Origin of the sequence: Pseudomonas maumuensis, assembly GCF_019139675.1 — a bacterium.
Classification (GTDB): domain Bacteria; phylum Pseudomonadota; class Gammaproteobacteria; order Pseudomonadales; family Pseudomonadaceae; genus Aquipseudomonas; species Aquipseudomonas maumuensis.
On sequence record NZ_CP077077.1, the window covers coordinates 1,351,642 to 1,376,478 of the forward strand.

Here is a 24,837-nt window from a genome sequence, read left to right on the forward strand (position 1 = left end):
GCACAACCCGTTGTCCATTACTCGATTGCGAGCCCATGACGGGCTCCGAAGGAGAGCCACCGCCCCATGATCCGCCGCGCCTTGCCTGTCGTGTTCTCCGTGTTGTTCAGTGCGCCCTTGCTGGCCGGGCAGCAGACCCTGTTCAGCTTCGTGCGCCCGGCCTCGGTGGTGAATGTCATCACCCAGGACGCCAGCATGCCGCAGTACAACGCGGAACAGACAGCCGAAGGCGAGGTGTTGCGGCGCGTGGTGTTCAACCCGGTGGCGCAGCCGACACTGCGCCTCGCGCCGCAGAGCGGGGTGTGGGACTGGTCTGCCGGCCAGGCGCTGACCCTGCGCCTGCAGAGCGGCATGGACTGGGCGCTGACCGTTGATGTGGTGGTGCAAAGCAGCGATGGACGCACGCTCACCAGCCGCATCGACCTGCCGGCTGGGCCTGCGCAGACCGTGATGATTCCGCTCAAGGCCCGTTCACCACTTAGCCAGGGCATGCGCGCCGGGCCGCCGATGCCGTGGACCTACGAAGGCCAGCGCCTGTTGCTGACCAGCAGCGAAGGAGCAGCCGACCTGGCCCAAGTCACCTCGGTCAGCTTGAGCATCCCCGCCCCCAAGGTGGCGCAGAGCCTGTTGATCGAGAAGGTCGGCCTGCAGGATGACGATCAGGCGTTCAAGGCCGCCTACGCCGAGCTGATCGATGGCTATGGGCAATCGACCCGTGGCCGCTGGCCGGAAAAAATCGTCAACGACGAGCAGCTCAAGGCTGCCGACAACCGTGAACAGGCACAGCTCAAGGGCTGGCTGGCCGAGCGCGACAAGCTCAAGCTGGACACCTATGGCGGTTTGCTTGAGGGGCCGACATTCGAAGCCAAGGGCTTCTTCCGTACCGAGAAACGTGACGGGCGCTGGTACCTGGTGACGCCGCAAGGGCATCCGTTCTATTCGCTCGGCGTCAATGCCGTCGCCGCCGATGGCGGACGCACCTATGTCGCCGGCCGTGAGGGCATGTTCAAAGCCTTGCCGGGTGAAGGCGACACCCTGAGTGCCTTCTATGGCGAAGGCAACAACGATGACGGCAATGCGTCGTCCCAAGGCCGTGGTTTCAAGCAGGGACGCTGGTTCGACTTCTACGCGGCCAATCTTCAGCGCACCTATGGCAAGCCTTGCCCGCAGGGAGAGGTGGCGTGCCCGGTGGCGGTGCTGGACGCCCAGCGCTGGCAGGCCCATACCCTGGATCGCCTGCAGGCCTGGGGCTTCAACACCCTCGGCAACTGGAGCGATGCGGCGCTCGGACAAGCCAAGCGCCTGCCGTACACCCTGCCGCTGTCGATCGTCGGTGACTACGCCAGCATCAGCACCGGCATGGACTGGTGGGGGCGCATGCCCGACCCGTTCGACCCGCGTTTCGCCATGGCCACCGAGCGTGCCGTGGCCATTGCTGCCCGGGATCACCGTGACGATCCTTGGCTGATCGGTTACTTCGCCGACAACGAACTGGCCTGGGCCGCGCCGGGGGACGACCCCAAGGCACGTTATGGCCTGGCCTACGGCACCTTGCGCCTGACCACCGATGTGCCGGCCAAGCGCGCTTTCCTCAAGCAACTGCGCGACAAGTACCGCAACCAGCAGGGGCTGTCGAACGCCTGGGGTATTGAGCTGACCGCCTGGGAGCTGATGGAAGACCCGGGTTTCGAGGCGCCGTTGCCCAATCCTGAGCATCCGGAAATCGAGCGTGACTACCAGTATTTCCAGCAGGTATTTGCCGAAACCTACTTCAAGACCATTTCCGATGCGCTGAAATGGCATGCGCCCAACCATCTGCTGCTCGGTGGCCGCTACGCGGTCAGCACCCCCGAGGCGGTGAAGGCCTGCGCCGAGTTCTGTGATGTGCTGAGCTTCAACTTCTATACCTTGAAGCCTGACGACGGCTACGATTTCGCCCGCCTGGCCGAGCTCGACAAGCCCGTGCTGGTCTCGGAGTTCCAGTTCGGCTCGCGCGATCGTGGCCCGTTCTGGCCCGGGCCGCTGGAAGTGGCCCGGGAGGAAGACCGTGGCCCGGCGTATGCCAATTTCCTCAAGGCGGCCATGGCGCAGCCGATGATCGTCGGTGCGCACTGGTTCCAGTACCTCGATCAACCCGCCAGCGGGCGCCTGCTCGATGGCGAGAACGGTCATCTTGGCCTGGTCGCTGTCACCGATGTGCCCTATGCGGGGTTCATCGAGGCGGTACGCCGCAGCAACCTGCAAGTCCTTGGGCATCTGCGCACAGCGTTGGAAAAGCCGTAGTTCCGGATAACCACCCAGCCATCTTCAGTAGGCAAATCGCCCAACTACTGAAACAATGCACCCCTTTGCAAGCCAGGCAGTAAAGAGAGGTAGTCGGGTGCAGATCCAGGGTCACTATGAGCTGAAGTTCGAGGCGGTGCGCGATGCTTTCGCCGCGTTGTTCGAGGATCCCCAGGAACGTGGTGCCGCGTTGTGCATCCAGGTCGGCGGAGAAACCGTGGTCGACCTGTGGGCCGGCAGTGCCGACAAGGATGGTCGCGAGGCCTGGCACAGCGACACCATCGCCAACCTGTTTTCCTGCACCAAGACCTTTACCGCCGTCACCGCCCTGCAACTGGTGGGCGAGGGCAAGCTCGCCCTCGACGCGCCAGTGGCGCGCTACTGGCCGGAGTTCGCCCAGGCCGGCAAGGAACAGGTCACCCTGCGCCATCTGCTCAGCCACCGCGCCGGCTTGCCGGCCATCCGTGAGCTACTGCCGGCCGAAGCCCTGTATGACTGGCAGGCCATGGTCGATGCCCTCGCCGCTGAAGCGCCCTGGTGGACGCCCGGCAGCGAGCACGGTTATGCGGCGATCACCTACGGCTGGCTGATTGGCGAATTGATCCGCCGCGCCGATGGCCGTGGTCCGGGCGACTCCATCGTCGCCCGCACCGCCAAGCCGCTGGGCCTGGACTTCCATGTCGGCCTGGCGGATGAAGAATTCCACCGCGTGGCGCATATCGCCCGCGGCAAGGGCAACCCTGGCGATGCCGCCGCCCAGCGCCTGCTGCAGGTGACGATGCGCGAGCCCGAGGCCTTGTCCACCCGGGCCTTCACCAACCCGCCGGCGATCCTCACCAGCACCAACAAGCCCGAATGGCGGCGCATGCAGCAGCCGGCGGCCAATGGCCATGGCAATGCCCGCAGCCTGGCGGGCTTCTATGCCGGCCTGCTCGATGGCAGCCTGCTCGAGTCCGAACTGCTCGACGAGCTGACCCGCGAGCACAGCCTCGGCCAGGACCGCACCCTGCTCACCCAGACCCGTTTCGGCCTGGGTTGCATGCTTGACCAGCCAGACGTGGCCAATGCCACCTTCGGCCTTGGCGCACGTGCCTTCGGTCACCCCGGCGCCGGTGGCTCGGTCGGTTTCGCCGACCCCGAACATGACGTGGCCTTCGGCTTCGTCACCAATACCCTCGGCCCCTACGTGCTGATGGATCCCCGCGCGCAGAAACTGGTGCGGGTACTTGGCAGTTGCCTTTGATCGGGTAACGCGGGTATTGCCAGGTCCCTTTGACTATCCTCAATGCCAACGCCTGAAGCGTATGGGCAAAATTTCTTTCTATTTCATGGTGTATCGCTGATGTCTTCACATAAAACCTTAGCACTCGCCCTGTGCCTGGCCATGACCGGTTGCGCCAGCCACTCCCCGGACGCCGCAAAGGACGGTGGCCTGAACTGGTGGCCATTTGGTTCGGACAAGGTTGCTGACAAGGAAGTGAAGGAGGCCGTCGTCGAGAACGTGGCCAAGGCCGACGCCAAGTCCGAAAGCGGCAGCCGCTGGTGGTGGCCGTTCGGCAGCGATGAGAAAAAGGACACGGTCGCAGCGGTGCCGAAGATCGACCACAAGGCCACGCAGGCCTGGCTCGACCAGTACGAGCCGAAGGTCCGCGAAGCGATCAAGGGCAGCAAGTTCGAGCTGGAGCGCCGCGAGGATTTGCTGGCGGTGACCATCCCGGTCGACAGCTCCTACAACCCTGATCGCCCGAACATGCTGCTGCCCGCGACCCTTGGCCCGATCACCCAGGTCGCCAAGGTCATCGAGACCGATACCAAGACCGCTGTGCTGATCCTCGGCCACGCCGACACCAGCGGCGCCACGGCCGCCAACCAGAAACTCAGCCTCGAGCGCGCCGCTTCGGTGTCGGCGATCTTCCGTCTCAGCGGCCTGCAGCGCGACCGCCTGATGCTCAAGGGCATGGGCGCAGTGATGCCGCGTGCCGCCAACGACAGCGCCGAAGGCCGTGCCCTGAACCGCCGTGTCGAGCTGCTGTTGACCCCACAGAACACCATGGTTGCATTGATTGCCAAGTACCAGCAGGCCGCGCCGGCACCCACGCCTACGGCCATGGTTGCCACCCAGGACGCCAAGGCCCCGGCCGCCAAGCCTGTAGCCAAGGCAGCCGCCAAGCCGGCTGCGAAGAAACCTGCCGCCAAAGCCAAGGCGCCGGCCAAGGCCAGCACCGCCGCCAAGAAGAAAGCCACTCCGGCCAAACCCGCCGCGAAGAAGGCCGCCACCGACAAGAAAGTCGCCGCCAACAGCCCTGCGAAGACCAACTGATCGTCAAGGAAACGCAGCATGACCCAATCCCTGGCCGATATGCGCCGCGACTATACCCGTGATGGCCTGGCCGAAGCCCAGGCTCCCGGGGAGCCGTTCGCGCTGTTCCACCACTGGTTCGCCGATGCGGTGAAGACCGAGCAGCTACCGGTGGAAGCCAACGCCATGACCCTGGCCACCGTTGATGCCGAGGGGCGTCCGCATTGCCGGGTGTTGCTGCTCAAGGCGCTGGACGCACGCGGTTTCACCTTCTTCACCAACTACGAAAGCGCCAAGGGTCAGCACATCGCGGCCAACCCTTTTGCAGCGATGACCTTCTTCTGGCCGGCGCTGGAGCGCCAGGTGCGGATCGAGGGGCGGGTGGAGAAGGTCACGGCCAAGGAGTCGGACGACTATTACCAGGTGCGCCCGCTGGGCAGCCGGCTGGGGGCCTGGGCGTCGCCGCAGAGCCGGGTGATCGCCGATCGCGAGGAGCTGGAAGGCCTGGTCAAGGCCACCGAGGCGCGCTTTTCCGACAGCCAGCCGCATTGCCCGGAGCATTGGGGCGGTTACCGCTTGTTGCCCGAGCGCATCGAGTTCTGGCAGGGGCGTGCGAGCCGCTTGCATGACCGCCTGAACTACCGCCTGGTCGATGGACAGTGGGCGCGCGAGCGCCTGGCGCCCTGACACGGATGGGGCCGCGACGCGGCCCCATCATCAACGATACCCCGCCGCCTCCCGTTCCAGCCACGCCGCCAACTCCTTGCGCCGCACCTTCTCCACCCGCGCCCGCTCCAGCAACTTGAGCATGAAGTCTTGCTTCGCCGGATCCTCCCCGGCCAGTGACAGCGCCAGGTCCCGGTCCATCCAGCGGCGCATGCGCACATACAGCCACCCGTGAAAATACAGCCCGGCGACCGTCACGACGACGACGATGAAGTAATCCATGGCTATCCTTGGTCTCACCTGTAGGCCCGCAACTCAGCCAGCAATGGCTGTACCTGAGCTGAATGAAAACATTTTTGTAACGTTTGCTCCGTGACACTTGTCAAGGCGCGGAGTCTAATGAGCACCTGTCTTATGGAGATTGTCCCCATGCGTAAATCCGCTTTGCTGCTGGCCAGCTTCACCACCGTGTCGCTGCTGCTGGGTGGCTGCCAATCGTCGCTGACCGGCGACAGCTACTCCCGTGATGAGGCCCGCCGCGTGCAGACCGTGCGCATGGGCACCATCGAATCCCTGCGTCCGGTGAAGATCGAAGGCACCAAGACGCCAATCGGTGGTGGCGCTGGCGCCATTGTCGGTGGTGTCGCCGGCAGTGCCGTCGGTGGTGGCCGTGGCAGCATCGTCGCGGCGGTAATCGGTGCCGTCGCCGGTGGCCTTGCGGGATCCGCCGCCGAAGAAGGCCTGACCCGCACCCAGGGTGTCGAGATCACCGTGCGTGAAGACGACGGCAGCATGCGCGCCTACGTGCAGCAAGTGCAGCAGAACGAGATCTTCCGTGTGGGTGAGCGTGTTCGCATCATGACTGTCGACGGCACCAGCCGCGTCACTCACTGACAGCACGCTTGAAAAGAAAACCCCGACCGGCTTGGCCGTGTCGGGGTTTCTTTTTGCCTGCAAAAGGCGATCGGGTTAGTCGTTCAGCCCGAGGATATCCCGTGCCACCGCTTCGGCGATGCGGATCCCGTCGACACCGGCAGACAGGATGCCACCGGCGTAGCCTGCGCCTTCACCTGCCGGGAACAGACCCTTGAGGTTGAGGCTCTGGAAGCTGGCGTCACGGGTGATGCGCAGTGGCGACGAGGTGCGGGTTTCGATGCCGGTCAGCACCGCGTCGTGCAGGTTGTAGCCCTTGATCTGGCGGTCGAAGGCCGGCAGCGCTTCACGGATCGCCTCGATGGCGAAGTCCGGCAGGCTCGGTGCCAGGTCGCCCAGGGTCACGCCCGGTTTGTACGACGGCTCGACACTGCCCAGCGCGGTGGACGGGCGCCCGGCGACGAAGTCACCGACCAACTGCGCCGGTGCCTGGTAGTTGCTGCCGCCCATCACGTAGGCATGGGCTTCCAGGCGCTCCTGCAGTTCGATACCGGCCAGCGGGCCACCTGGGTAGTCGCGCTCGGGGTCGATACCGACGACGATGCCGGAGTTGGCGTTGCGCTCATTGCGCGAGTACTGGCTCATGCCATTGGTGACCACGCGGCCAGGCTCGCTGGTGGCGGCGACCACGGTACCGCCCGGGCACATGCAGAAGCTGTAGACCGAACGACCGTTCTTGGCGTGGTGCACCAGCTTGTAGTCGGCGGCGCCGAGTTTCGGGTGGCCGGCGTACTTGCCCAGGCGCGCCTTGTCGATCAGCGACTGCGGGTGCTCGATACGGAATCCGACCGAGAACGGCTTGGCCTCCATGAACACACCCTTGGCGTGGAGCATGCGGAAGGTATCGCGGGCGCTGTGCCCCAGGGCCAGCACCACATGGCGCGAGTGCAGCTGTTCACCGCTCTGCAGTACCACGCCCGTCAGCTGCTCGCCGTCCACCAGCAGGTCGGTGACCTTCTGCTCGAAGCGTACCTCACCGCCCAGGGTGATGATTTCCTCGCGCATCTTCTCGACCATGCTGGTCAGGCGGAAGGTGCCGATGTGCGGTTTGTTGATGTAGAGGATCTCGTCGGGCGCACCGGCCTTGACGAACTCTTCCAGCACCTTGCGACCGTGGTGGTTAGGGTCCTTGATCTGGCTGTACAGCTTGCCGTCGGAGAAGGTCCCGGCGCCGCCTTCGCCGAACTGTACGTTGGATTCGGGGTTGAGCACGCTCTTGCGCCACAGGCCCCAGGTGTCCTTGGTACGCTGGCGCACCTCTTTACCGCGCTCGAGCACGATCGGCTTGAAACCCATCTGCGCCAGCAGCAGGCCGGCGAAAATACCGCAGGGGCCGAAGCCGACCACGATGGGGCGCGCAGGCAGCTCGGCCGGGGCCTGGCCGACGAACTTGTAGCTGACGTCCGGGGCCACGCCGACCTTGCTGTCGCCTTCGAAGCGGCGCAGCAGCTCGTCTTCGTTGCTGGTTTCAAGGTCGATGGTGTAGATGAACAGCAGCTCGCTGTTCTTCTTGCGCGCATCGTAGCTGCGCTTGAACAGGGTGAAGCCGAGCAGTTGCTCATCGCTGATGCCCAGGCGCTGGACGATGGCGGCGCGCAACTCGTCGTCGGAGTGGTCCAGGGGCAGCTTCAGTTCGGTGATTCGTAGCATGGCAGGGTCCAGTATCCCGGCCATGGGCGGCCGGCGGCGTTACACAAACCGCCAAGTATAAGCTGTTAGCCGCCCCGACTGGCAGGATAAAAGCACCCGGTGATCAGAGGTCGCGGGCGCCGCCGTAGTAGGCGCAGCCCTGCAGGGTCTTGCCGTCGATGCGCAGCTCGGCTTTGAGGTGGCGGATGGCGCCGGTGGCGCCGTCGACGCAGCGCTGTGGCGCGACCCACAGTTCGACACGCTGGCCGTTGGCCTCGCTGGACAGGCTCAGGCCGCCGCCGGGCAGCGCTTCTTCCAGGTAAGGCAATGGCAGCGGATCCTGGCCGATGCGGTTGAGCACCATGCCCTTGCCGCTGGCCTTGATGTCCCAGTCCGGCTCGTGGCCGCCGGCGCGCAGAGTCAATTGCTTGAAGTTGGGGTCTTCGCAGCCACGGTATTCGGAGGTGTCGAGGCGGTACAGGCGGGTCACGTCGAGCTGTCCGTCGCTGCCTGCCTGCTTGCTGCCGGACATACGCGCGCGGACATCGGCGAACAGCTTGTCACCGGCGTCGTCGGCCAGGGTGGCGGCCTCTTGCAGGATGCCGGTGCCGGCTGCGTCGTTGACGATGAAGCGGCGGCTTTCGTTGCAGGGTTTGAACAGCAGATGGCCGCCGGCCGCGCTCAGTTCGCCTTGCAGACGGGTGGTACCCAGGTTCGGGTCGACCGGTTTTTCGGCCAGCATCTGGCAGCCTGCGAACAGCGGCAGCAGGGCGGTGAGCAGCAGGGAAGGGGTGAGGCGCATCAGGCGGGCTCCGGTGTTCGGGCAAAAAGTGCCGGTCACGTTACCGAGCCTGCCGCATGACGACAAGGGGCGTGACCTTATCGCGGGGCGGCGTGGGAGCGGGCTTGCCCCGCGATGAGTTCCAAGCGCAAGAAAAAAGGGCCCGAAGGCCTAATGCCAGTCAGTTAAGCGTTAGGGGCCGCTTTGCGACCCATCGCCGGCAAGCCGGCTCCCACAGTGATCGCGCAATTCTTGAGTCCTGCACAGCAATTGTGGGAGCCGGCTTGCCGGCGATGGGCTGCATAGCAGCCCCAGTTACGCTAACTGACAAGTATTACCCGAAGGCCCTTTGATCATTCAACCCCCGAGGTACGCATCGCGTACCTTCGGGTCGGTCAGCAACGCTTCACCGGTACCCTGCATCACCACCTTGCCGTTCTCCAGCACATAGGCGCGGTCGGCGATCTTCAGCGCCTGGTTGGCGTTCTGCTCCACCAGGAACACGGTCACGCCATCGCGGCGCAGCTGTTCGATGATGTCGAAGATCTGCTGGATGATGATCGGCGCCAGGCCCAGCGATGGTTCGTCGAGCAACAGCAGCTTGGGCTTGCTCATCAGTGCCCGGCCGATGGCCAGCATCTGCTGCTCGCCACCGGACATGGTGCCGCCACGCTGGATGTAACGCTCCTTCAGGCGCGGGAACAGTTGCAGGACCTTGTCCAACTGCTCCTGGTAGTCGCCCTTGTTGGTGAAGAAGCCGCCCATGGCCAGGTTTTCCTCGACGGTCAGCCGGGCGAACACGCGGCGGCCTTCCGGCACTACCGCGATGCTCTTGCGCATGATGTGCGACGACGGCTGGCCGACCAGTTCCTCGCCCAGGTACTTGATGCTGCCGCTGCTCGCCTGGGGCGAGCCGCACAAGGTCATCAGCAGTGTCGACTTGCCGGCGCCGTTGGCGCCGATCAAGGTGACGATCTCGCCCTGGTTGATCTCGACGTTGACGCTGTGCAGCGCCTGGATCTTGCCGTAGAAGGTGGAAACGTTCTCGAACTTCAGCATTTACGCCTCCCCCAGGTAGGCCTTGATCACATCAGGGTTGCCGCGAATCTCTTCCGGCGTGCCGTCGGCCAGGGGCGTGCCCTGGTTGATCACCACGATGTGGTCGGAAATGCTCATCACCAGCTTCATGTCGTGCTCGATCAGCAGCACGGTCACGTTGTGCGATTCGCGCAGGTAGGCGATGAGGGCCTTGAGGTCCTCGGTCTCCTTGGGGTTCAGGCCGGCGGCCGGTTCGTCGAGCATGATGATCCGTGGTTGGGTCATCATGCAGCGGGCGATTTCCAGGCGCCGTTGCTGGCCGTAGGCCAGGGTGCCGGCGGTGCGGTTGGCGAACTCGGTCAGGTTGACCTTCTCCAGCCAGTACTGGGCGCGCTCCATGGCCTCCTTCTCGCTGCGGCGGAAGCTCGGGGTCTTGAACAGGCCGGCGAAGAAGTTGGTGTTGAGGTGGCGGTGCTGGGCGATCAACAGGTTTTCCAGCGCGGTCATTTCCTTGAACAGGCGCACGTTCTGGAAGGTTCGCACCACGCCCTTGCGGGCGATCTGATGGCCGGCCAGGCCCTGGATCGGCTGGCCGTCGAGCAGGATGGTGCCGCCGCTGGGCTTGTAGAAGCCGGTCAGGCAGTTGAACACGGTGGTCTTGCCGGCGCCGTTCGGGCCGATCAGTGCCACCACCTGTTTTTCCTTGACGGTCAGGGCCACGCCGTTGACCGCCAACAAGCCGCCAAAGCGCATGCTCAGGCCGCTGACTTGCAGAATTTCGCGGCTCATCGAGGCAGCTCCATGTGCGGACGTTGCATGGGCAGCAGGCCCTGCGGACGCCAGATCATCATCAACACCATCAGCGCACCGAACATCAGCATCCGGTATTCGCTGAACTCACGCATCATCTCCGGCAGCAGGATCATCACGATGGCCGCGAGAATCACGCCCAGCTGCGAACCCATGCCCCCCAGCACGACGATGGCGAGGATGATCGCCGACTCGATGAAGGTGAACGACTCCGGTGTCACCAGGCCCTGGCGGGCGGCGAAGAAGCTGCCGGCGAAACCGGCGAAGCAGGCCCCCAGGGTGAACGCCGAGAGCTTGATCACGGTGGGGTTCAGGCCCAGCGCGCGGCAGGCGATCTCGTCTTCACGCAGCGCTTCCCAGGCACGGCCGATCGGCATGCGCAGCAGGCGGTTGATCACGAACAGCGCCAGCAGGGCCAGCAGCAGGGCGACCAGGTAGAGGAAGATGACCTTGTTGATCGAGTTGTATTCCAGCCCGAAGAACTCGTGGAAGGTCTGCATCCCCTCGGCGGCGCGGCGCTCGAAGGTCAGGCCGAAGAACTCCGGCTTGGGGATGTTGCTGATGCCGTTGGGGCCGCCTGTCCAGTCGGTGAGGTTACGCAGGAACAGGCGGATGATCTCGCCGAAGCCCAGGGTCACGATCGCCAGGTAGTCACCGCGCAGGCGCAGCACCGGGAAGCCGAGCAGGAAGCCGAAGGTCGCGGCCATCAGGCCGGCGATCGGCAGGCACACCCAGAAGCTCCAGCCCAGGTAGTGCGAGAGCATCGCGTAGCTGTAGGCGCCGACCGCGTAGAAACCGACGTAACCCAGGTCGAGCAGGCCCGCAAGTCCGACCACGATGTTCAGGCCCAGGCCCAGCAACACGTAGATCAGGATCAGCGTGGCGATGTCGACCGCGCCGCGGGAGCCGAAGAACGGCCAGATCAGAGCGGCGACGATCAGGCCCATGATCACCCAGCGCTGGGTCTTCGGCAGGGTCAGGAAGTTGCTCACCGCCGGCGGCACCAGCTTGCGCTCCGAGCGGCGGCCCATGACCGCGCTCCACTGCTTGTCGAACAGCACGCGCAGGAACATCAGCACCGAGCACACGGCGATGATGCTGATGGTGAACGAGCCCTGACTGTGAACGATCAGGCTGATGCCATCGATGCTGAGTTTCAGGCCCAGCACCGGGAACGCCACGGCCCAGACCAGCAAGGCGCTGAAGAACGCCTGTTTGAGATTTCTGTTCATACTTTTTCAACCTCCGGGCGGCCCAGGATGCCGGTCGGCCGGAACAGCAGGACAAGAACCAAAAGACCGAATGCCACCACATCCTTGTACTGGTCGCCGAAAATGTCGGCGCCGAACGCTTCGGCCACGCCCAGCACCAGCCCGCCGAGCATGGCGCCCGGGATGCTGCCGATGCCGCCCAGTACCGCCGCGGTGAAGGCCTTCAGGCCCACCAGGAAACCGGCGTTGGGGTTGATCACCCCGTACTGCATGCTCAGCAGCACGGCCGCCACCGCCGCCAGCGCGGCACCGATGACGAAGGTCAGGGCGATGATGTTGTTGGTGTTGATGCCCAGCAGGTTGGCCATCTTGATGTCCTCGGCGCAGGCGCGGCAGGCGCGCCCCAGGCGGGAACGGGAGATGAACAGGGTGAGGCAGGTCATGGCGACGACGGTCACCACGAACACCAGGATCTGCATGTACGAGACCAGCACTTCCTCAGCGCCCCCCGGGCCGAACGAGAAGCTGCCGGGGATCAGGTTGGGGATGGACTTGTCTTTGGAGTCCTGTGACAGCAGGACGGTGTTCTGCAGGAAGATCGACATGCCGATGGCGGAGATCAGCGGGATCAGCCGGTTGCTGTTGCGCAGCGGCCGGTAGGCGACCCGTTCGATGCTGTAGCCGTAGGCACTGGTGACGAAGATCGTGGCGACGAAGGCCACGGTCATCAGGATCGGCAATGAGTGGATGCCCATCATGGCCAGCCCGGCGAGAGCGATGAAGGCCACGTAGGAACCGATCATGTACACCTCGCCGTGGGCGAAGTTGATCATGCCGATGATGCCGTACACCATCGTGTAACCGATGGCGATCAGCGCGTAGGTACTGCCGATGGTCAATCCGTTAACCAGTTGTTGTAGGAAATGGTAGATCTCAGGCATTACAGCGCTCCTAAAAACCTGATTTGCATTTCTCTGGCGGGGGATGACCCCGGCCCCTTGTTCTCGTGGTCTTCGCCACGTGATCTTTTTGCGGGCACGGCCAGGAAACCGCGGGTGACGGTTTTAAGATTTTCAGGTGAACCGGCTCCCGGATCACGGGAATCAGGTTCATGAACCTCGTAAAACAAAGCCCACTGCTCGCACAGTGGGCTTCTCGGTCAGCTATTAGTCACGCAGTTACTGAGGGGAGGCTTCGGTCTTCGGCTTGCCGAAGTGCCATTCGTAGACCACGAACTTGAAGTCCTTCAGGTCGCCTTTCTCATCGTAGGACAGGTCGCCGGTCGGGGTCTTGAAGGTACCGGCGTGGATGGCGGCAGCCACCTTGTCGGTGTCTTCGGACTTGGCGGCCTTGATGCCTTCGGCGATCAGCTGGACAGCCGAGTAGGCCGGGAACACGAACGGACCGCTCGGATCCTTGCCGTCGGCCTTGATGGCGTCGACGATGGCCTTGTTCGCAGGGTCGGCGTCGAACGACTTCGGCAGGGTGACCAGCAGGCCTTCGGAGGCGCCCTGGGCGATCTGCGAGATAGAGTCGTTACCCACGCCTTCCGGACCCATGAACTTGGCTTTCAGGCCCTTCTCTTGCGCCTGGCGCAGGATCAGACCCAGTTCTGGGTGGTAGCCGCCGTAGTAGACGAAGTCGACATTGTTCTGCTTGAGTTTCTGGATGATCGAGGAGAAGTCCTTGTCACCGGCGTTCAGGCCCTCGAAGACGGCCACCTTGGTGCCTTTCTTCTCGAGGGTGGTCTTGACCGCGGTAGCGATGCCTTCGCCGTACTGCTGCTTGTCGTGCAGGACCGCGACGACCTTCGGCTTGACGTGGTCGGCGATGTAGTTGCCGGCGGCTGGGCCCTGGGCGCTGTCCAGGCCGATGGTGCGGAAGACCATCTTGTAGCCACGGCTGGTGATGTCCGGGGAAGTGGCGGCAGGGGTGATCATGATCACGCCTTCGTCTTCGTAGATGTCGGACGCAGGCTGGGTGGAGCTGGAGCACAGGTGGCCGATCACGTACTTGACGCCATCGTTGACCACTTTGTTGGCGACGGCCACGGCTTGTTTAGGGTCGCACGCGTCGTCGTATTCCTTGGCTTCGAGCATCTTGCCATCGACGCCGCCCTTGGCATTGATGTCCTTGATGGCCTGTTTGGCGCCGACGAACTGCATGTCGCCGTACTGGGTCACCGGCCCGGTCTTGGGACCGGCGATGCCAATCTTGATGGTGTCGGCGGCAAACGAATGGCTGGCGACTCCGGCCAGAACCATCGCGGCAAACAGCTTGGAAATCTTGATCATAGTGCTCCACTCATTCTGTTGTAATTCTTATAGTCCTGAGGCCAGGGCTACAGACCGGGCGGGATTCGCGGCCTGGCTACGCCAATGCCGTAAGCCCACCTTCCCCCGGAACATGTCCCGGAACTGTACCGGTACAGTGTAGAGCGCCGTCCGAGCGCTTGAAAAGCGGGCGAAAAGCGTCTGTTTCAAGGGGTGTCGCTTGATCGACATAAAGATACAGAAAAGCGCCATCACTTTGCCTGTATTCCCGGCCCGCCCCCACAAGTTCGGGCCTGATCGACCAAATTACGTATTTGAAACCGGGTTTTTCTGCAAAAATGCCGGCCTTTTTGTTGGCCGATCTTTGCGCAGGTAAACCCATGACTGATCAAGTAAGCACCCTCTATGCCAAACTGCTCGGCGAGACCGCCGTCATCGAGTGGAAAGCCCTGGAGCGTTTCTGGGCCAAGGGTGACCTGATTTGGGTCGACCCCAGCCTCGACCTGATCGCCGTTGCCGAGGCGATGGCCGAGAATCGCGGCGAGATCTTCGCCAAGTGGCGCAATGATGGCACTGTCGGGCCGGTCTCCGCCGAGCAGGCGCTCGACCTGCAAACCCGCGATCCAGAGATCTGGGCGGTGGTGGTTTCGCCGTTCATCGTGATCCAGGCGAAGAAAGCGGAATAAGCACGGGCTTTTTTAGTGCGTGAAAACGCGCAAGCGCTCCGCAATGGTGCGCATTGACGCTCACGTAAGGTGGAAGTTGGTAACAGTGGCGGGGTGATTCGGCGGGGCGGTAACAGTTTACGGCATGCGTAAATGGGGCCGCTTTGCGGCCCCAATTGGATCAGTAGTCCACGCGCCCGGTATGGCTGTTCAGCGAAATCACCCGGGTCTTGCCAATGCGGTGGCGGAAGATCTCGCGTAGGTACTTCACCGCCTTCTTCACGCACTCGCGCGACAGGCGGATGTCGTTGATCGAGACGAAGCGGCTCTTGTCGTTGATCAGCTCGCGGTACTTCTTCTCGTACATCGGCTTGATCGCGTACCAGTTGGTGTCGAGGATCTTCGCCGGGTTCTCGAACTCGTTGAGCAGGTCGTCGATGCTGTCTTCATCGAAGTGCTCGCTGGTGATGAACTCGAGGATCGCATTGTCCATGGTGTCGTCGAAGCGGTACGGGTTGCGCGCGAAGCAACGCTTGATGAACGCCACGATCAGCGTGAGGAAATCGTCCGACAGGCATGGGCTCTTGGCGATCAGGGTGGTCAGCGACAGGTTGGCCGAGGCGCCGATCACCAGCGCATATCGCTTGAGCGTGGTGTTGGGGAACAGGCTGTTGAGGTGGGTCTTGAGCCGGTTCAGGTCCATGTACGACAGCTTGTAGTCCTTGGGCAGGGAGACGATCGACACCACCGACGAACAGTTCTTGAAGAAGTGCAGGTCGTGCAGCGCCGCGGCGTCGTAGCCCGAGGCCTGGTACTGCTCCAACGCGGCGCGGTAGCGGCGCGACTCGATCGGCAGCAGGCTGATGCCTTCGATGGCCTGGGTCTGCTTGTTGAAGTGCGGCAGGTCGATGGAGCGGAAGAACAGGTCGTCGATGTCCAGGCGCGGCTGCTCACGCTCGAACACCTTGAACTTGTCCGAGCCTGCCGGCGGCACTTCCGGCACCACCGACTCGGCATAGGCGATGGCCACGGGGCCGGCCAGGCTCATGAACAGGTCGTTGGCGTCCAGGCGGATGGTCTCGCCGATGTCGATGCCGGCGCGGCGGAAGTAGTTCTGGTCGTAGTCGGTGGTCACCGCCTGGGCGGTGAGGATGTTGAAGATCTGCTGGGAGATGTACTGGTTGGCGTGCTTCTCCATGGCGTTGACGTCGATGTTCTGAATCGTGCCGTCGTCGCTCTCCTCGGCGTAGCGCATGATGTCGTTGGAGATCAGCATCATTGCGTTCCACGGGCGGATGCGGCCCATGACGCTGGCTTCGCTGCTGTCTTCATTGTCGAAGTTGTACGAGAAGTCCCATTCCTCCGACAGGTATTTGCACAGCAGTCGCCCGGCGTTGATGTGCAGCGCCTCGGACATTTCGCTGCGGTGGTCGGACGCATTGGGCAGCACGCAGATGCCGCTGGTGAAGATCGGCTCGAACACGAACGAATGCCCGCTCTTGCCGTCGTTCTCGTCGGCCGGCTTGGTATCGAAGGTCTTGTTCATGTACGAGTACTGCTGGGCCAGGCCGAATTCCGAGGCCATGCCCGAGCCGGTGCCGCCACCGGCGCTGAAGATGTAGAAGTACAGGCGCGACTGGTTGGCCTTGATGCCGCAGGAGTCGATCAGGTACGAGTGGATCAGCTTCCAGTCGGCGCTGGAGAAGCGCTGGGTGTCCTTGTTGAGGATGATCTTGGCCAGGTACTGGCCGAGGATCGGCGCGTTGCCGGCGCCACCGGCATGCACCTCGGACAGGTCCATGATCTTCATCTTGCTGTAGTCGCGCAGGAAGCCGCCGCGCTCGCCCTTGCGCGAGAAGCGGATGCGCCCGGCGATGTCCTTGTCCAGGTCGCCCAGCATCACCAGCGGCTCGACCAGGAACACCGGCTTGGACGCCTTGTTCTGTACCAGGCGCAGGTTCTGGCGGATCCAGCGTGCCGGGCTGTAGCCTGCCTCGCCCTTGAAGCGGTCCTCGTTGTTGTACTCGTTGAGGAAGAAGGTGCGGGCGTTGTATACAAGCTCCGCCACGTCCAGGGCGATGTTCGAACCGCAACGACCCAGGCCGATCAGGCACACCGACGGGAACTGCTGCTCCAGGCGTAGTTGGTCTTCGTCTTCGACATGCAGGTTGGGCGGGAACACCAGGTCGCGCAGGCCGTCGAGGTTGTCGAGGATGCGCTGGATGTCCTGCTCGGTGAAGTACAGGTACTGTTGCGCCGGCATGCTGCGGGCCGCAGGGAGGTCTCGAGCACTGCTGGCGGTCAGCGAGGTGAGGCTGAGGGACGGCTCGGAGGCCGCATTGGCAGGAGTGTTCGTAGAGGTCATAGTGCGCCATTTGCCTGGTGTGGTTGGCTTCCCGGTGATGAATATCATCTCGCCATCACGGAGAAATTTCGCGACTTTATCAGTGCGTCTTTTTCTAATGCGATAGGGGTTTTCCCTAGTTCCATTAAGGTTTTTCCCCTCGTACCTTCATTGCATCGTCCGTTTGTCACGCTTCTTTAATCTGGAGTCGTTCATGAGTGCTTCATTGCCTTCGTTGGGGTTTGCCGGAATCGGCCTGATGGGCCTGCCGATGTGCCGTCGGCTGCTGGCTGCGGGGTATCCATTGACCGTGTGGAACCGCAGCCCGGAAAAGTGTGCCGAGCTGGTCGCCGCTGGTGCGCGCCTGGCCGCGAGCCCCGCCGAACTGTGCCAGGCAACTGACATGGTGCTGCTGTGCCTGGCCGACACGGCGGTGGTACGCGAGGTGGTATTCGGCGAGCAGGGCATCGCCCAGGGCGGGCGCAGCGGTCAACTGCTGGTGGACTTCTCCAGCCTCGAACCGACCGCTACCCGGGAGATGGCCGCCGAGTTGGCCGCCGTGTGCGGCATGGCCTGGCTCGACGCCCCGGTGTCCGGCGGCACGCCTGGGGCCGAGGCCGGTACCTTGGCGATCATGGTCGGTGGCGAGGCCAGCGACCTGGCGCGCGCGCGGTCGGTGCTGCTGACCCTTGGGCAGCGGGTGACGCATATGGGCGCGTTGGGTGCCGGCCAGGTGACCAAGGCGTGCAACCAGATGATCGTGGCCTGCAATGCGTTGGTGATCGCCGAGGTGGTGGCGCTGGCCGAGCAGTCAGGGGTCGATGCGCAGCTGATCGCCGAGGCGCTGGCCGGCGGGTTTGCCGACTCGAAACCCTTGCAGATCCTTGCCCCGCAAATGGCCGAAAGCCGCTTCGAGCCGGTCAAGTGGCATGTGCGCACCTTGCTCAAGGACCTCGACACCGCGGTGAAATTCTCCCGCGAGCAGGGTTCGGCGACGCCGCTCAGTGGCCTCGCCGCGCAGCTGATGCGCCTGCACGGTAGCCAGGGCTATCTGGAAAAAGATCCGGCGACCCTGGTAGCGCTGTATCGCAGCAAGGACTGAGCTCGCCCGGCTGGCGGTCGAGCCGTTCGAGGATCGGCCGCAGCTCGGCCAGCGGCACCGGCCGGCTGAGCAGGTAGCCCTGAAGATAGTCGCAGCCGTGACTGGCGAGGAACTCGTGCTGCTCGACCGTCTCGACGCCTTCGGTGACCACTTTCAGGTGCAGGGTATGGGCCATGATGATGATTGCCTGGACGATCTCGCGGTCTTTCTGGCTGCCCGGCACGTCCTGGATGAACGAGCGGTCGATCTTCAGCACGTCCAGCGGCAGGCGCTTGAGGTAGGCCAGCGATGAATAGCCGGTGCCGAAATCATCGATCGACAGCGCTACGCCCTGGGCACGGATGCGCTTGAGCAGGCTGATGGTGTGGTGGATGTCGCCCATCAGGGCGTTCTCGGTGACCTCCAGTTCCAGCTGACGTGGTGCCAGGCCGGCCTGGAACAGCGCCATCTCCACCTCGGTGGCCAGCTCTTCGCGGCCAAGGGTGAGCGCCGAGCAGTTCACCGTGACCTTGAGATCGCCATAGCCATGGCGGTTGAGTTGGGCCAGATCCTCGCAGGCGCGGCGCAGTACCCACAGGTCCAATTCGGCGATCAAGCCGTTGGCTTCGGCAATACAGATGAAACGGTCGGGACTGAGCAGGCCATGCTGTGGATGTTGCCAGCGTACCAGGGCTTCGAGTTTGGCCACCTGGCCGCTGCGCAGGTCGAAGATCGGCTGGTAATGCACGCACAGGCCGCGCTCCTCGAACAGTGCCACGCGCAGTTCCTCCTCGAGCTGCAGCTCGAGGGTGGCCCGGGTCTTCAGGCCGTTGTTGAAGAAGTTCAGGCTGTTGCGCCCGCACCCCTTGGATTGGTAGAGCGCCAGGTCGGCGTTCTTCAGCAGTTCCTCGGTGCTTTGCCCGTCGTCGGGGAAGATGCTGATGCCGATGCTGGTGGTCATCACCATGCGCCGGCCCGCCAGGTCGATCGGCTCCTTCATGCGCTGCATGATGCGCTGGGCCAGATGGCGCGCCTCGTCGCGGCTGTTGAGGCTGGTGACGATGCAGAACTCGTCGCCACCGAAGCGGGCCACCAGGTCATGGCCACGGGTGGCGGCCTTGATGTGGTCGGCGATCACCTTGAGCAGTTCGTCGCCGGCGGCATGCCCGAGGCTGTCGTTGATCCGCTTGAAGTGGTCGATGTCGAGGAACATCACCGCCAGCATGCCGTCATGGGCGGCCTGCTCGGCCAGGCGCTCGGCGAAGACCTGGTTGAAGCCGCGGCGGTTGACCAGGTTGGTCAGGGCGTCGTAGTGGGCGGCTTGCTGCAGCGAGGCGCGGGCCTGGTCGAGCTGGCTGAGCAGTACGTTGACCCGGCGCAGGTCGTGCTCCTTGCTCTGCAGCTTCTTGTCGGCCAGCGCCGCGCTGATGCTGCCAGCGCTGATCAGCAGGGTGATGACGGCAATGGTCAGCGCCAGTTGCAGGCTATTGTCGGCCGAGGGCAGGCGCAGCGCGGTCTCGCTGGGGATCACCAGGGTCATGGCGGCCATGCCGGTGAAATGGGTCAGGACGATACCTGCGGCCATCAGCAGGCTGGCGCCGTACTTGAGCAGCAAGTGCAAGGTGCCGCTGCCCTTGTTGAAATAGCGCGCCATCAGCAGCGCCACCAGGCTGGTGAGCACGGCGATGCCGACAGAGGCGAGCAGCAGGCCGGTCTGGTAGTACTGCAGGGCGCTGGTCTGCATGGCGGCCATGCCTGTGTAATGCATGACACTGATGCCCAGGCCGATGAACAGCGCGGTCTGCAGGTAGTGGCGCAGGCGCATTACGCTGCGGTTGAGACTGTTCATCGCCAGCCAGGCGGCAAGCAGGGCGACCAGCAGCGACAGGCCGGTGAGCGGGGCGTCGAAGTGGATTTCCAGGGGGGCCTGGAAGGCCAGCATGCTGATGAAGTGCATGGCCCAGATGCCCCCAGCGAGGCAGCAGGCACCGAGCACACGCCATTGACGGCGGGCGAAGCGGTCTTCGCATTGGCTCTGGCGTTCGCTCATGTCCAGGGTGGCGAAACAGGCGGCGCTGGCCACGATGAACGCGAGCAGCACCAGGAAGGGGTTGTGTCGGCAGTCGAGGATGATCTGTCCGGTCGCCGGCAGCTCGGCGAACAATTGCAGTCCCAGCCACTCCATTGCAGGCCTCTTCGTCGAGTCTTCACTCGTCCCCAAAAAGCACGGATGGAGACTGTTCCTGCTGGAGTATAGGAACGAGTACCTAAGCCTTCCTGATTAATGGCAATTTGATTTCTACCATTTGGATATGGAGGCAATAGCCAGATGGTCTAAATGGATGGTTTGCAGGCTGTAACGAGCGCGGGGCAGGCCCGCTCCCTGCAATTCCGAGCCGGAATTTTGGGAGCGGGCTTGCCCCGCGATGACCGCCATGGCGATCAACCGGCGACGAGCACCCGGATTGCCTCGAGGCGCAGTGCCGCTTTCTCCAGCGCCGCCAGGCCCTCTTCGCGCTGCTTGCGCAGGGCGTCGATCTCGCTGTCGCGCACGCTCGGGTTGACGGCCTTCAACGCAGTCAGGCGCGCCAGCTCCTCGTCGGCTTCGGCGGTCAGGCGCTGCCGGGCCTGGGCCACGCGCTCGTCGTGGGTTGGCAGGACCTTGGCCTCGCCCGCGGCGATGCGCTTGGCCAGCACGTCGCGCTGGGCCTGGATGAACTTGTTGGCGCTGGCCTTGGGCACGCTTTCGAGCTGGTCGTTGAGAGTTTCGAAGGCCACCCGCGGGCCCAGGTCGTTGCCGTTGGTATCGAGCAGGCAGCGCAGCGCGGCCGGCGGCAGGTAGCGCCCCAGCTGCAGGCTGCGCGGTGCCACCACTTCGCTGACATAGAGCAGTTCGAGCAGCACGGTGCCGGGCTTGAGCGCCTTGTTCTTGATCAGCGCCACGGCGGTGTTGCCCATCGAGCCGGACAGCACCAGGTCCATGCCGCCCTGGACCATCGGGTGCTCCCAGGTGAGGAACTGCATGTCCTCGCGCGACAGCGCCTGGCCACGGTCGTAGGTGATGGTCACGCCTTCGTCGTCACCCAGCGGGAAGCTGGCGTCGAGCATCTTCTCGCTCGGCTTGAGGATCAGGGCGTTTTCCGAGTGGTCCTCGCTGTCGATACCGAAGGCGTCGAACAGGGTTTCCATGTAGATCGGCAGGGCGAACTGGTCGTCTTGCTCGAGGATCGCCTCGACCAGCGCCTGGCCTTCGCCAGCACCACCGGAGTTGAGCTCCAGCAGGCGGTCGCGACCGGTGTGCAGCTCGGCCTCCAGGCGCTCGCGTTCGGCACGGGCCTCGCCGACCAGCTGGGTCCAGCCTTTGTCGTCGCCACCGGCCAGCTGTTGCAGCAGGCGCGGGCCGAACTGATGTTGCAGGGCGTTGCCGGTCGGGCAGGTGTTGAGGAAGGCGTTGAGGCCTTCGTGGTACCACTGGAACAGGCGCTCCTGCGGGCTGTCCTGCAGGTACGGGATGTGCAGTTGGATCGTGTGCTTCTGGCCGATCCGGTCGAGGCGGCCGATGCGTTGCTCGAGCAGGTCCGGGTGGGCCGGCAGGTCGAACATCACCAGGTGATGGGCGAACTGGAAGTTGCGGCCTTCGCTGCCGATCTCGGAACACACCAGCACCTGGGCGCCGAACTCTTCGTCGGCGAAGTAGGCGGCGGCGCGGTCACGCTCGAGGATGCTCATGCCTTCATGGAACACCGAGGCCGGGATGCCGGAGCGCACGCGCAGGGCGTCTTCCAGGTCCATGGCGGTCTCGGCGTGGGCGCAGATCACCAGGACCTTGGTGCGCTTGAGCATCTTCAGGGTGTCGATCAACCAGTCGACCCGAGGGTCGAAACGCCACCAGCGCTCGTCGTCGCCGGCTTCGCCCTGGGCCTGGAAGGCCACTTCCGGGTACAGCTCGGCGCGCTCGCCCGAAGGCAGGTCGGCGTAGGCTTCGGGGTTGGCCAGCGGGTAGGGGTGCAGTTGGCGCTCGGGGAAGCCCTGGATCGCCGCACGGGTGTTGCGGAACAGCACGCGGCCGGTACCGTGGCGGTCGAGCAGTTCGCGGATCAGGCGCGCGCTGGCCTGGCTGTCGCCATCGCTGACCGCGGCCAGCAGTGCTTCGCCTTCGGCGCCGAGGAAGCCCTGGATGGTGGCGTGGGCTTTCGGCGACAGACGGCCTTCGTCGAGCAGCTCCTGTACCGCTTCGGCCACAGGGCGATAGTGCTCGCTTTCGGCGCGGAAGGCGGCCAGGTCGTGGAAGCGGTTGGGGTCGAGCAGGCGCAGGCGGGCGAAGTGGCTGTCCTGGCCAAGCTGTTCAGGCGTGGCGGTAAGCAGCAGCACGCCCGGGATCACTTGGGCCAGTTGCTCGACCAGCGCGTACTCGGGGCTGGCTTGTTCTTCGTGCCAGACCAGGTGATGGGCCTCGTCGACCACCATCAGGTCCCAGCCGGCGGCGAACAGCGCGTCCTGGGCCTTTTCGTCCTCGACCAGCCACTCCAGCGCGACCAGCGCCAGCTGGGCATCCTCGAACGGGTTGCTGGCGTCGCTTTCGATGAAGCGCTCGGCGTCGAACAGCGCAACCTGCAGGTTGAAGCGCCGGCGCATTTCCACTAGCCACTGGTGCTGGAGGTTTTCCGGCACCAGGATCAGCACGCGGCTGGCGCGACCGGACAGCAGCTGGCGGTGGATGACCAGGCCGGCCTCGATGGTCTTGCCCAGGCCCACTTCGTCGGCCAGCAGTACGCGGGGAGCGATGCGGTCGGCCACTTCACGGGCGATGTGCAGCTGGTGGGCGATGGGCTGGGCACGCACGCCACCCAGGCCCCATAGCGTGGAGAGCATCTGCTTGCTGGTGTGCTGCAGGGTGTTGTAGCGCAGCGAGAACCACGACAGCGGGTCGATCTGCCCGGCGAACAGGCGGTCGCTGGCCAGGCGGAACTGGATGAAGTTGGACAGCTGCGTCTCGGGCAGTGTGCGCGGTTGGTTCTGCGGGTCGATGCCGTGGTAGACCATCAGGCCGTCGATGTCCTCGACCTCCTGCACGGTCAGCTTCCAGCCTTCGAAATGGGTGATCAGGTCGCCTGGCGAGAAACGCACGCGGGTCAGCGGCGCATTGCGTAGCGAGTACTGGCGGGTGTCGCCCGTGGCCGGGTAGAGCACGGTCAACAGGCGGCCATCCTGCGCCAGGATGGTCCCAAGACCGAGCTCGGCCTCGCTGTCGCTGATCCAGCGTTGCCCCGGTTGATACTGCTGCGCCATACTGCCAAAACTCCCGCGATGAAAAAGCTGGCCATGTTACCGGATCGGCTGCGCCAGACCAAAGAATCTCAGTGAGTCTAGCGTGTTCATCGACGAACACCCGTCACGAGGGCCATGCGCCAACATGTTTGCCAAGCACCGCTGGTTGAATGTCACCTTGGGCCTGGGCAGCCTGGCGCTGCTGGCCGCCTGCGAACAGAAAAGCTTCGAGATCCTGCCGCCGATCCCGGTCGAGCAACTGGAAGTGCTCGGCGTGCAGACGCCGATCAAGAGCGTGCATTTCCATGACCGCGAGGGCGAGGGCCTGCTGGTGCTGAGCCGGGTCGATGGCCAGGCCACCGACCCCGATACCGAGGAGGAAGTCGACAAGGTGGTGCTCAAGGCCACCCTGTATGGCCGCGCCGCCAGTGCCGATGTCTTCAAGCCGCGCTGGCAGATCGAGCAGGAGACCACCTGCGCCGGCCTCGACCTCGACGTCGACTTCTATACCGATGTCAGTGATGTCGGCGACCTGAACAAGGACGGTGTCGCCGAAGTGACGGTGGCCAGCCATGCCTTCTGCGGTGGCGGTATCGACCCCCACGACATCGCCATCGAGATGCGTGAAGGCCAGGCGACCTACACCATCACCGGCCAGTCGCTAATCAGCCCGCCCGGTGAAGACCCGTTCGGCGGCGAGCGCGAAGACAGCGCCTCGTTGAAGAATGCCCCGCCAGGTGTGCGCGAACATATGGATGCGGTCTGGCAGCAGGTCTACAAGCGGCCATGGAGCGAGTCGAGCCCTTCCCCAGACGATCCGGACGAAGACGCCGAGTAGGCCCGCGCTATACTCCAGCGCAATGCGGCGTTGTGACACGCCGCACACCCTCGACCGCAGGCATTCAAGGCGGCGCACCACCAGCCGACAACAAGGCTACAGGAGACCTCCCATGCTGCCGCCGATCATCCCACTCAGTGCCGCCCCCGTGACCTCGCAACACGATCCGGTCAAGCCACCGCCGACCATTGCGCCGGTGGTGCCCACGCAAGCGACCTCCAGCGATGGCACCATCGACCTGAAGAATCATCGCGACCCCGAGGAGCAGGCCCTGCTACTGCGCGATGAGCAGCGCCGCCAACAACAACGGCGCAAGCAGGCCGAAGGCGAGCGTTATGATGCCGTACCGGGCGATGAGCTCAATGCCGACAACACCGTGCCGGTGGCGCCGCTGGGCGAGCGCACGCGCCAGGGGTTGCTGGTGGATATCGAAGTCTGACTAGTCAGCGCCCCCGCAAGCCTTCATCATTGAGGCCTCTGCTGTCCGTCGAGCCCGCCATGAGCCAAGACAAACTGATTGACTTCGGTGCCGAACGCGCCAAACGCATCCACGACCTCAACGATAAGCGTCTGGACGACATGCGCCAGGCCTTCGAGCAGGCCATGCCGCTGGGGCAGGCCAAGAAGAAAAAGCCCAAGGGCAAACCTAAGAAGCGCTGAAACTTGATGCAGGTCAACCCTGCACCCGCCTCCCGCGCCCGGCTCCGGGCGCCATTGA

At 64.0% G+C, this 24,837-nt stretch carries 21 protein-coding genes; 10 read left to right on the forward strand and 11 right to left on the reverse strand.

From position 1 onward, the window contains the following. Window positions 1-66 precede the first annotated feature (66 nt). From KSS90_RS06260 to pdxH, 4 genes are all read left to right on the forward strand, one after another. On the forward strand, window positions 67-2,283 hold the full coding sequence (locus KSS90_RS06260) for a beta-galactosidase (RefSeq protein WP_217868631.1): 2,217 nt from the start codon (window positions 67-69) through the stop codon (window positions 2,281-2,283). A 97-nt stretch (window positions 2,284-2,380) separates the two neighbouring features. Then, window positions 2,381-3,526: a serine hydrolase domain-containing protein gene (locus tag KSS90_RS06265; RefSeq protein ID WP_217868632.1), complete on the forward strand. Its 1,146-nt coding sequence runs from the start codon at window positions 2,381-2,383 to the stop codon at window positions 3,524-3,526. Between the two features lie 99 nt (window positions 3,527-3,625). Beyond that, window positions 3,626-4,603, forward strand: coding sequence for an OmpA family protein (locus KSS90_RS06270; protein WP_217868633.1), 978 nt, complete (start codon window positions 3,626-3,628; stop codon window positions 4,601-4,603). Between the two features lie 18 nt (window positions 4,604-4,621). Further along, on the forward strand, window positions 4,622-5,269 hold the full coding sequence (pdxH, locus tag KSS90_RS06275; RefSeq protein WP_217868635.1) for a pyridoxamine 5'-phosphate oxidase: 648 nt from the start codon (window positions 4,622-4,624) through the stop codon (window positions 5,267-5,269). Between the two features lie 30 nt (window positions 5,270-5,299). On the opposite strand, the gene KSS90_RS06280 is transcribed toward pdxH, so the two are convergent. Continuing rightward, window positions 5,300-5,530: a hypothetical protein gene (locus KSS90_RS06280; protein ID WP_031316816.1), complete on the reverse strand. Its 231-nt coding sequence runs from the start codon at window positions 5,528-5,530 to the stop codon at window positions 5,300-5,302. Window positions 5,531-5,677: 147 nt separating this feature from the next. Between KSS90_RS06280 and KSS90_RS06285 the strand changes: the two genes are divergently transcribed. Next, on the forward strand, window positions 5,678-6,142 hold the full coding sequence (locus KSS90_RS06285; protein ID WP_023632818.1) for an outer membrane lipoprotein: 465 nt from the start codon (window positions 5,678-5,680) through the stop codon (window positions 6,140-6,142). Between the two features lie 75 nt (window positions 6,143-6,217). Here KSS90_RS06285 and KSS90_RS06290 read toward each other — a convergent pair whose 3' ends face one another. The 7 genes from KSS90_RS06290 to KSS90_RS06320 form a co-directional block, all read right to left on the reverse strand. Further along, window positions 6,218-7,831 carry an NAD(P)/FAD-dependent oxidoreductase gene (locus KSS90_RS06290; RefSeq protein WP_217868636.1) on the reverse strand — a complete coding sequence of 538 codons (1,614 nt, stop codon included), beginning with the start codon at window positions 7,829-7,831 and terminating at the stop codon, window positions 6,218-6,220. 103 nt (window positions 7,832-7,934) lie between these two features. Then, complete coding sequence (locus KSS90_RS06295; protein ID WP_217868637.1) at window positions 7,935-8,612, reverse strand: COG3650 family protein; 678 nt, start codon at window positions 8,610-8,612, stop codon at window positions 7,935-7,937. A 336-nt stretch (window positions 8,613-8,948) separates the two neighbouring features. Further along, window positions 8,949-9,650 carry an ABC transporter ATP-binding protein gene (locus tag KSS90_RS06300; protein WP_023631160.1) on the reverse strand — a complete coding sequence of 234 codons (702 nt, stop codon included), beginning with the start codon at window positions 9,648-9,650 and terminating at the stop codon, window positions 8,949-8,951. Then, window positions 9,651-10,418, reverse strand: a complete 768-nt coding sequence (livG, locus tag KSS90_RS06305; RefSeq protein ID WP_023631159.1) for a high-affinity branched-chain amino acid ABC transporter ATP-binding protein LivG — start codon at window positions 10,416-10,418, stop codon at window positions 9,651-9,653. It abuts the gene before it with no gap. Next, on the reverse strand, window positions 10,415-11,671 hold the full coding sequence (locus KSS90_RS06310) for a high-affinity branched-chain amino acid ABC transporter permease LivM (protein WP_217868638.1): 1,257 nt from the start codon (window positions 11,669-11,671) through the stop codon (window positions 10,415-10,417). The genes livG and KSS90_RS06310 overlap by 4 nt, the downstream gene beginning before the upstream one ends. Beyond that, window positions 11,668-12,591: a high-affinity branched-chain amino acid ABC transporter permease LivH gene (gene livH, locus KSS90_RS06315; protein WP_217868639.1), complete on the reverse strand. Its 924-nt coding sequence runs from the start codon at window positions 12,589-12,591 to the stop codon at window positions 11,668-11,670. The genes KSS90_RS06310 and livH overlap by 4 nt, the downstream gene beginning before the upstream one ends. Window positions 12,592-12,828: 237 nt before the next feature. Beyond that, window positions 12,829-13,944: a branched-chain amino acid ABC transporter substrate-binding protein gene (locus KSS90_RS06320; RefSeq protein WP_217868640.1), complete on the reverse strand. Its 1,116-nt coding sequence runs from the start codon at window positions 13,942-13,944 to the stop codon at window positions 12,829-12,831. A gap of 359 nt (window positions 13,945-14,303) precedes the next feature. On the opposite strand from KSS90_RS06320, the gene KSS90_RS06325 reads away from it, so the two are divergent. Further along, window positions 14,304-14,609, forward strand: a complete 306-nt coding sequence (locus KSS90_RS06325) for a DUF2288 domain-containing protein (protein WP_046854488.1) — start codon at window positions 14,304-14,306, stop codon at window positions 14,607-14,609. A 160-nt stretch (window positions 14,610-14,769) separates the two neighbouring features. On the opposite strand, the gene KSS90_RS06330 is transcribed toward KSS90_RS06325, so the two are convergent. Beyond that, window positions 14,770-16,851, reverse strand: coding sequence for a hypothetical protein (locus KSS90_RS06330; RefSeq protein ID WP_437180083.1), 2,082 nt, complete (start codon window positions 16,849-16,851; stop codon window positions 14,770-14,772). Window positions 16,852-17,146: 295 nt separating this feature from the next. Between KSS90_RS06330 and KSS90_RS06335 the strand changes: the two genes are divergently transcribed. Next, window positions 17,147-18,034 carry an NAD(P)-dependent oxidoreductase gene (locus KSS90_RS06335; RefSeq protein WP_217868642.1) on the forward strand — a complete coding sequence of 296 codons (888 nt, stop codon included), beginning with the start codon at window positions 17,147-17,149 and terminating at the stop codon, window positions 18,032-18,034. Here the strand turns inward: KSS90_RS06335 and KSS90_RS06340 are convergent. Continuing rightward, window positions 17,934-20,198 carry a putative bifunctional diguanylate cyclase/phosphodiesterase gene (locus KSS90_RS06340; protein WP_217868644.1) on the reverse strand — a complete coding sequence of 755 codons (2,265 nt, stop codon included), beginning with the start codon at window positions 20,196-20,198 and terminating at the stop codon, window positions 17,934-17,936. The genes KSS90_RS06335 and KSS90_RS06340 overlap by 101 nt on opposite strands. Before the next feature lie 257 nt (window positions 20,199-20,455). Further along, window positions 20,456-23,302, reverse strand: coding sequence for an RNA polymerase-associated protein RapA (gene rapA / locus KSS90_RS06345; protein ID WP_217868645.1), 2,847 nt, complete (start codon window positions 23,300-23,302; stop codon window positions 20,456-20,458). A 124-nt stretch (window positions 23,303-23,426) separates the two neighbouring features. Here rapA and KSS90_RS06350 point away from each other — a divergent pair, with 124 nt between their 5' ends. From KSS90_RS06350 to KSS90_RS06360, 3 genes are all read left to right on the forward strand, one after another. Beyond that, window positions 23,427-24,119 carry a M949_RS01915 family surface polysaccharide biosynthesis protein gene (locus KSS90_RS06350; RefSeq protein WP_217868646.1) on the forward strand — a complete coding sequence of 231 codons (693 nt, stop codon included), beginning with the start codon at window positions 23,427-23,429 and terminating at the stop codon, window positions 24,117-24,119. 112 nt (window positions 24,120-24,231) lie between these two features. After that, window positions 24,232-24,558, forward strand: coding sequence for an aspartate-semialdehyde dehydrogenase (locus KSS90_RS06355; RefSeq protein WP_217868647.1), 327 nt, complete (start codon window positions 24,232-24,234; stop codon window positions 24,556-24,558). A gap of 59 nt (window positions 24,559-24,617) precedes the next feature. Then, window positions 24,618-24,779, forward strand: a complete 162-nt coding sequence (locus tag KSS90_RS06360) for a hypothetical protein (protein ID WP_217868648.1) — start codon at window positions 24,618-24,620, stop codon at window positions 24,777-24,779. Window positions 24,780-24,837 lie beyond the last annotated feature (58 nt).

Coding starts and splice junctions, on each gene's coding strand:
- rapA (WP_217868645.1), bottom strand. CDS start 23,302: ATGGCGCAGCAGTATCAACCGGGGCAACGCTGGATCAGCGACAGCGAG.
- KSS90_RS06335 (WP_217868642.1), top strand. CDS start 17,147: ATGAGTGCTTCATTGCCTTCGTTGGGGTTTGCCGGAATCGGCCTGATG.
- KSS90_RS06355 (WP_217868647.1), top strand. CDS start 24,232: ATGCTGCCGCCGATCATCCCACTCAGTGCCGCCCCCGTGACCTCGCAA.
- KSS90_RS06330 (WP_437180083.1), bottom strand. CDS start 16,851: ATGCCGGCGCAACAGTACCTGTACTTCACCGAGCAGGACATCCAGCGC.
- KSS90_RS06290 (WP_217868636.1), bottom strand. CDS start 7,831: ATGCTACGAATCACCGAACTGAAGCTGCCCCTGGACCACTCCGACGAC.
- KSS90_RS06320 (WP_217868640.1), bottom strand. CDS start 13,944: ATGATCAAGATTTCCAAGCTGTTTGCCGCGATGGTTCTGGCCGGAGTC.
- pdxH (WP_217868635.1), top strand. CDS start 4,622: ATGACCCAATCCCTGGCCGATATGCGCCGCGACTATACCCGTGATGGC.
- KSS90_RS06360 (WP_217868648.1), top strand. CDS start 24,618: ATGAGCCAAGACAAACTGATTGACTTCGGTGCCGAACGCGCCAAACGC.
- livH (WP_217868639.1), bottom strand. CDS start 12,591: ATGCCTGAGATCTACCATTTCCTACAACAACTGGTTAACGGATTGACC.
- KSS90_RS06340 (WP_217868644.1), bottom strand. CDS start 20,198: ATGGAGTGGCTGGGACTGCAATTGTTCGCCGAGCTGCCGGCGACCGGA.
- KSS90_RS06325 (WP_046854488.1), top strand. CDS start 14,304: ATGACTGATCAAGTAAGCACCCTCTATGCCAAACTGCTCGGCGAGACC.
- KSS90_RS06285 (WP_023632818.1), top strand. CDS start 5,678: ATGCGTAAATCCGCTTTGCTGCTGGCCAGCTTCACCACCGTGTCGCTG.
- KSS90_RS06270 (WP_217868633.1), top strand. CDS start 3,626: ATGTCTTCACATAAAACCTTAGCACTCGCCCTGTGCCTGGCCATGACC.
- KSS90_RS06300 (WP_023631160.1), bottom strand. CDS start 9,650: ATGCTGAAGTTCGAGAACGTTTCCACCTTCTACGGCAAGATCCAGGCG.
- KSS90_RS06260 (WP_217868631.1), top strand. CDS start 67: ATGATCCGCCGCGCCTTGCCTGTCGTGTTCTCCGTGTTGTTCAGTGCG.
- KSS90_RS06280 (WP_031316816.1), bottom strand. CDS start 5,530: ATGGATTACTTCATCGTCGTCGTCGTGACGGTCGCCGGGCTGTATTTT.
- KSS90_RS06350 (WP_217868646.1), top strand. CDS start 23,427: ATGTTTGCCAAGCACCGCTGGTTGAATGTCACCTTGGGCCTGGGCAGC.
- livG (WP_023631159.1), bottom strand. CDS start 10,418: ATGAGCCGCGAAATTCTGCAAGTCAGCGGCCTGAGCATGCGCTTTGGC.
- KSS90_RS06310 (WP_217868638.1), bottom strand. CDS start 11,671: ATGAACAGAAATCTCAAACAGGCGTTCTTCAGCGCCTTGCTGGTCTGG.
- KSS90_RS06295 (WP_217868637.1), bottom strand. CDS start 8,612: ATGCGCCTCACCCCTTCCCTGCTGCTCACCGCCCTGCTGCCGCTGTTC.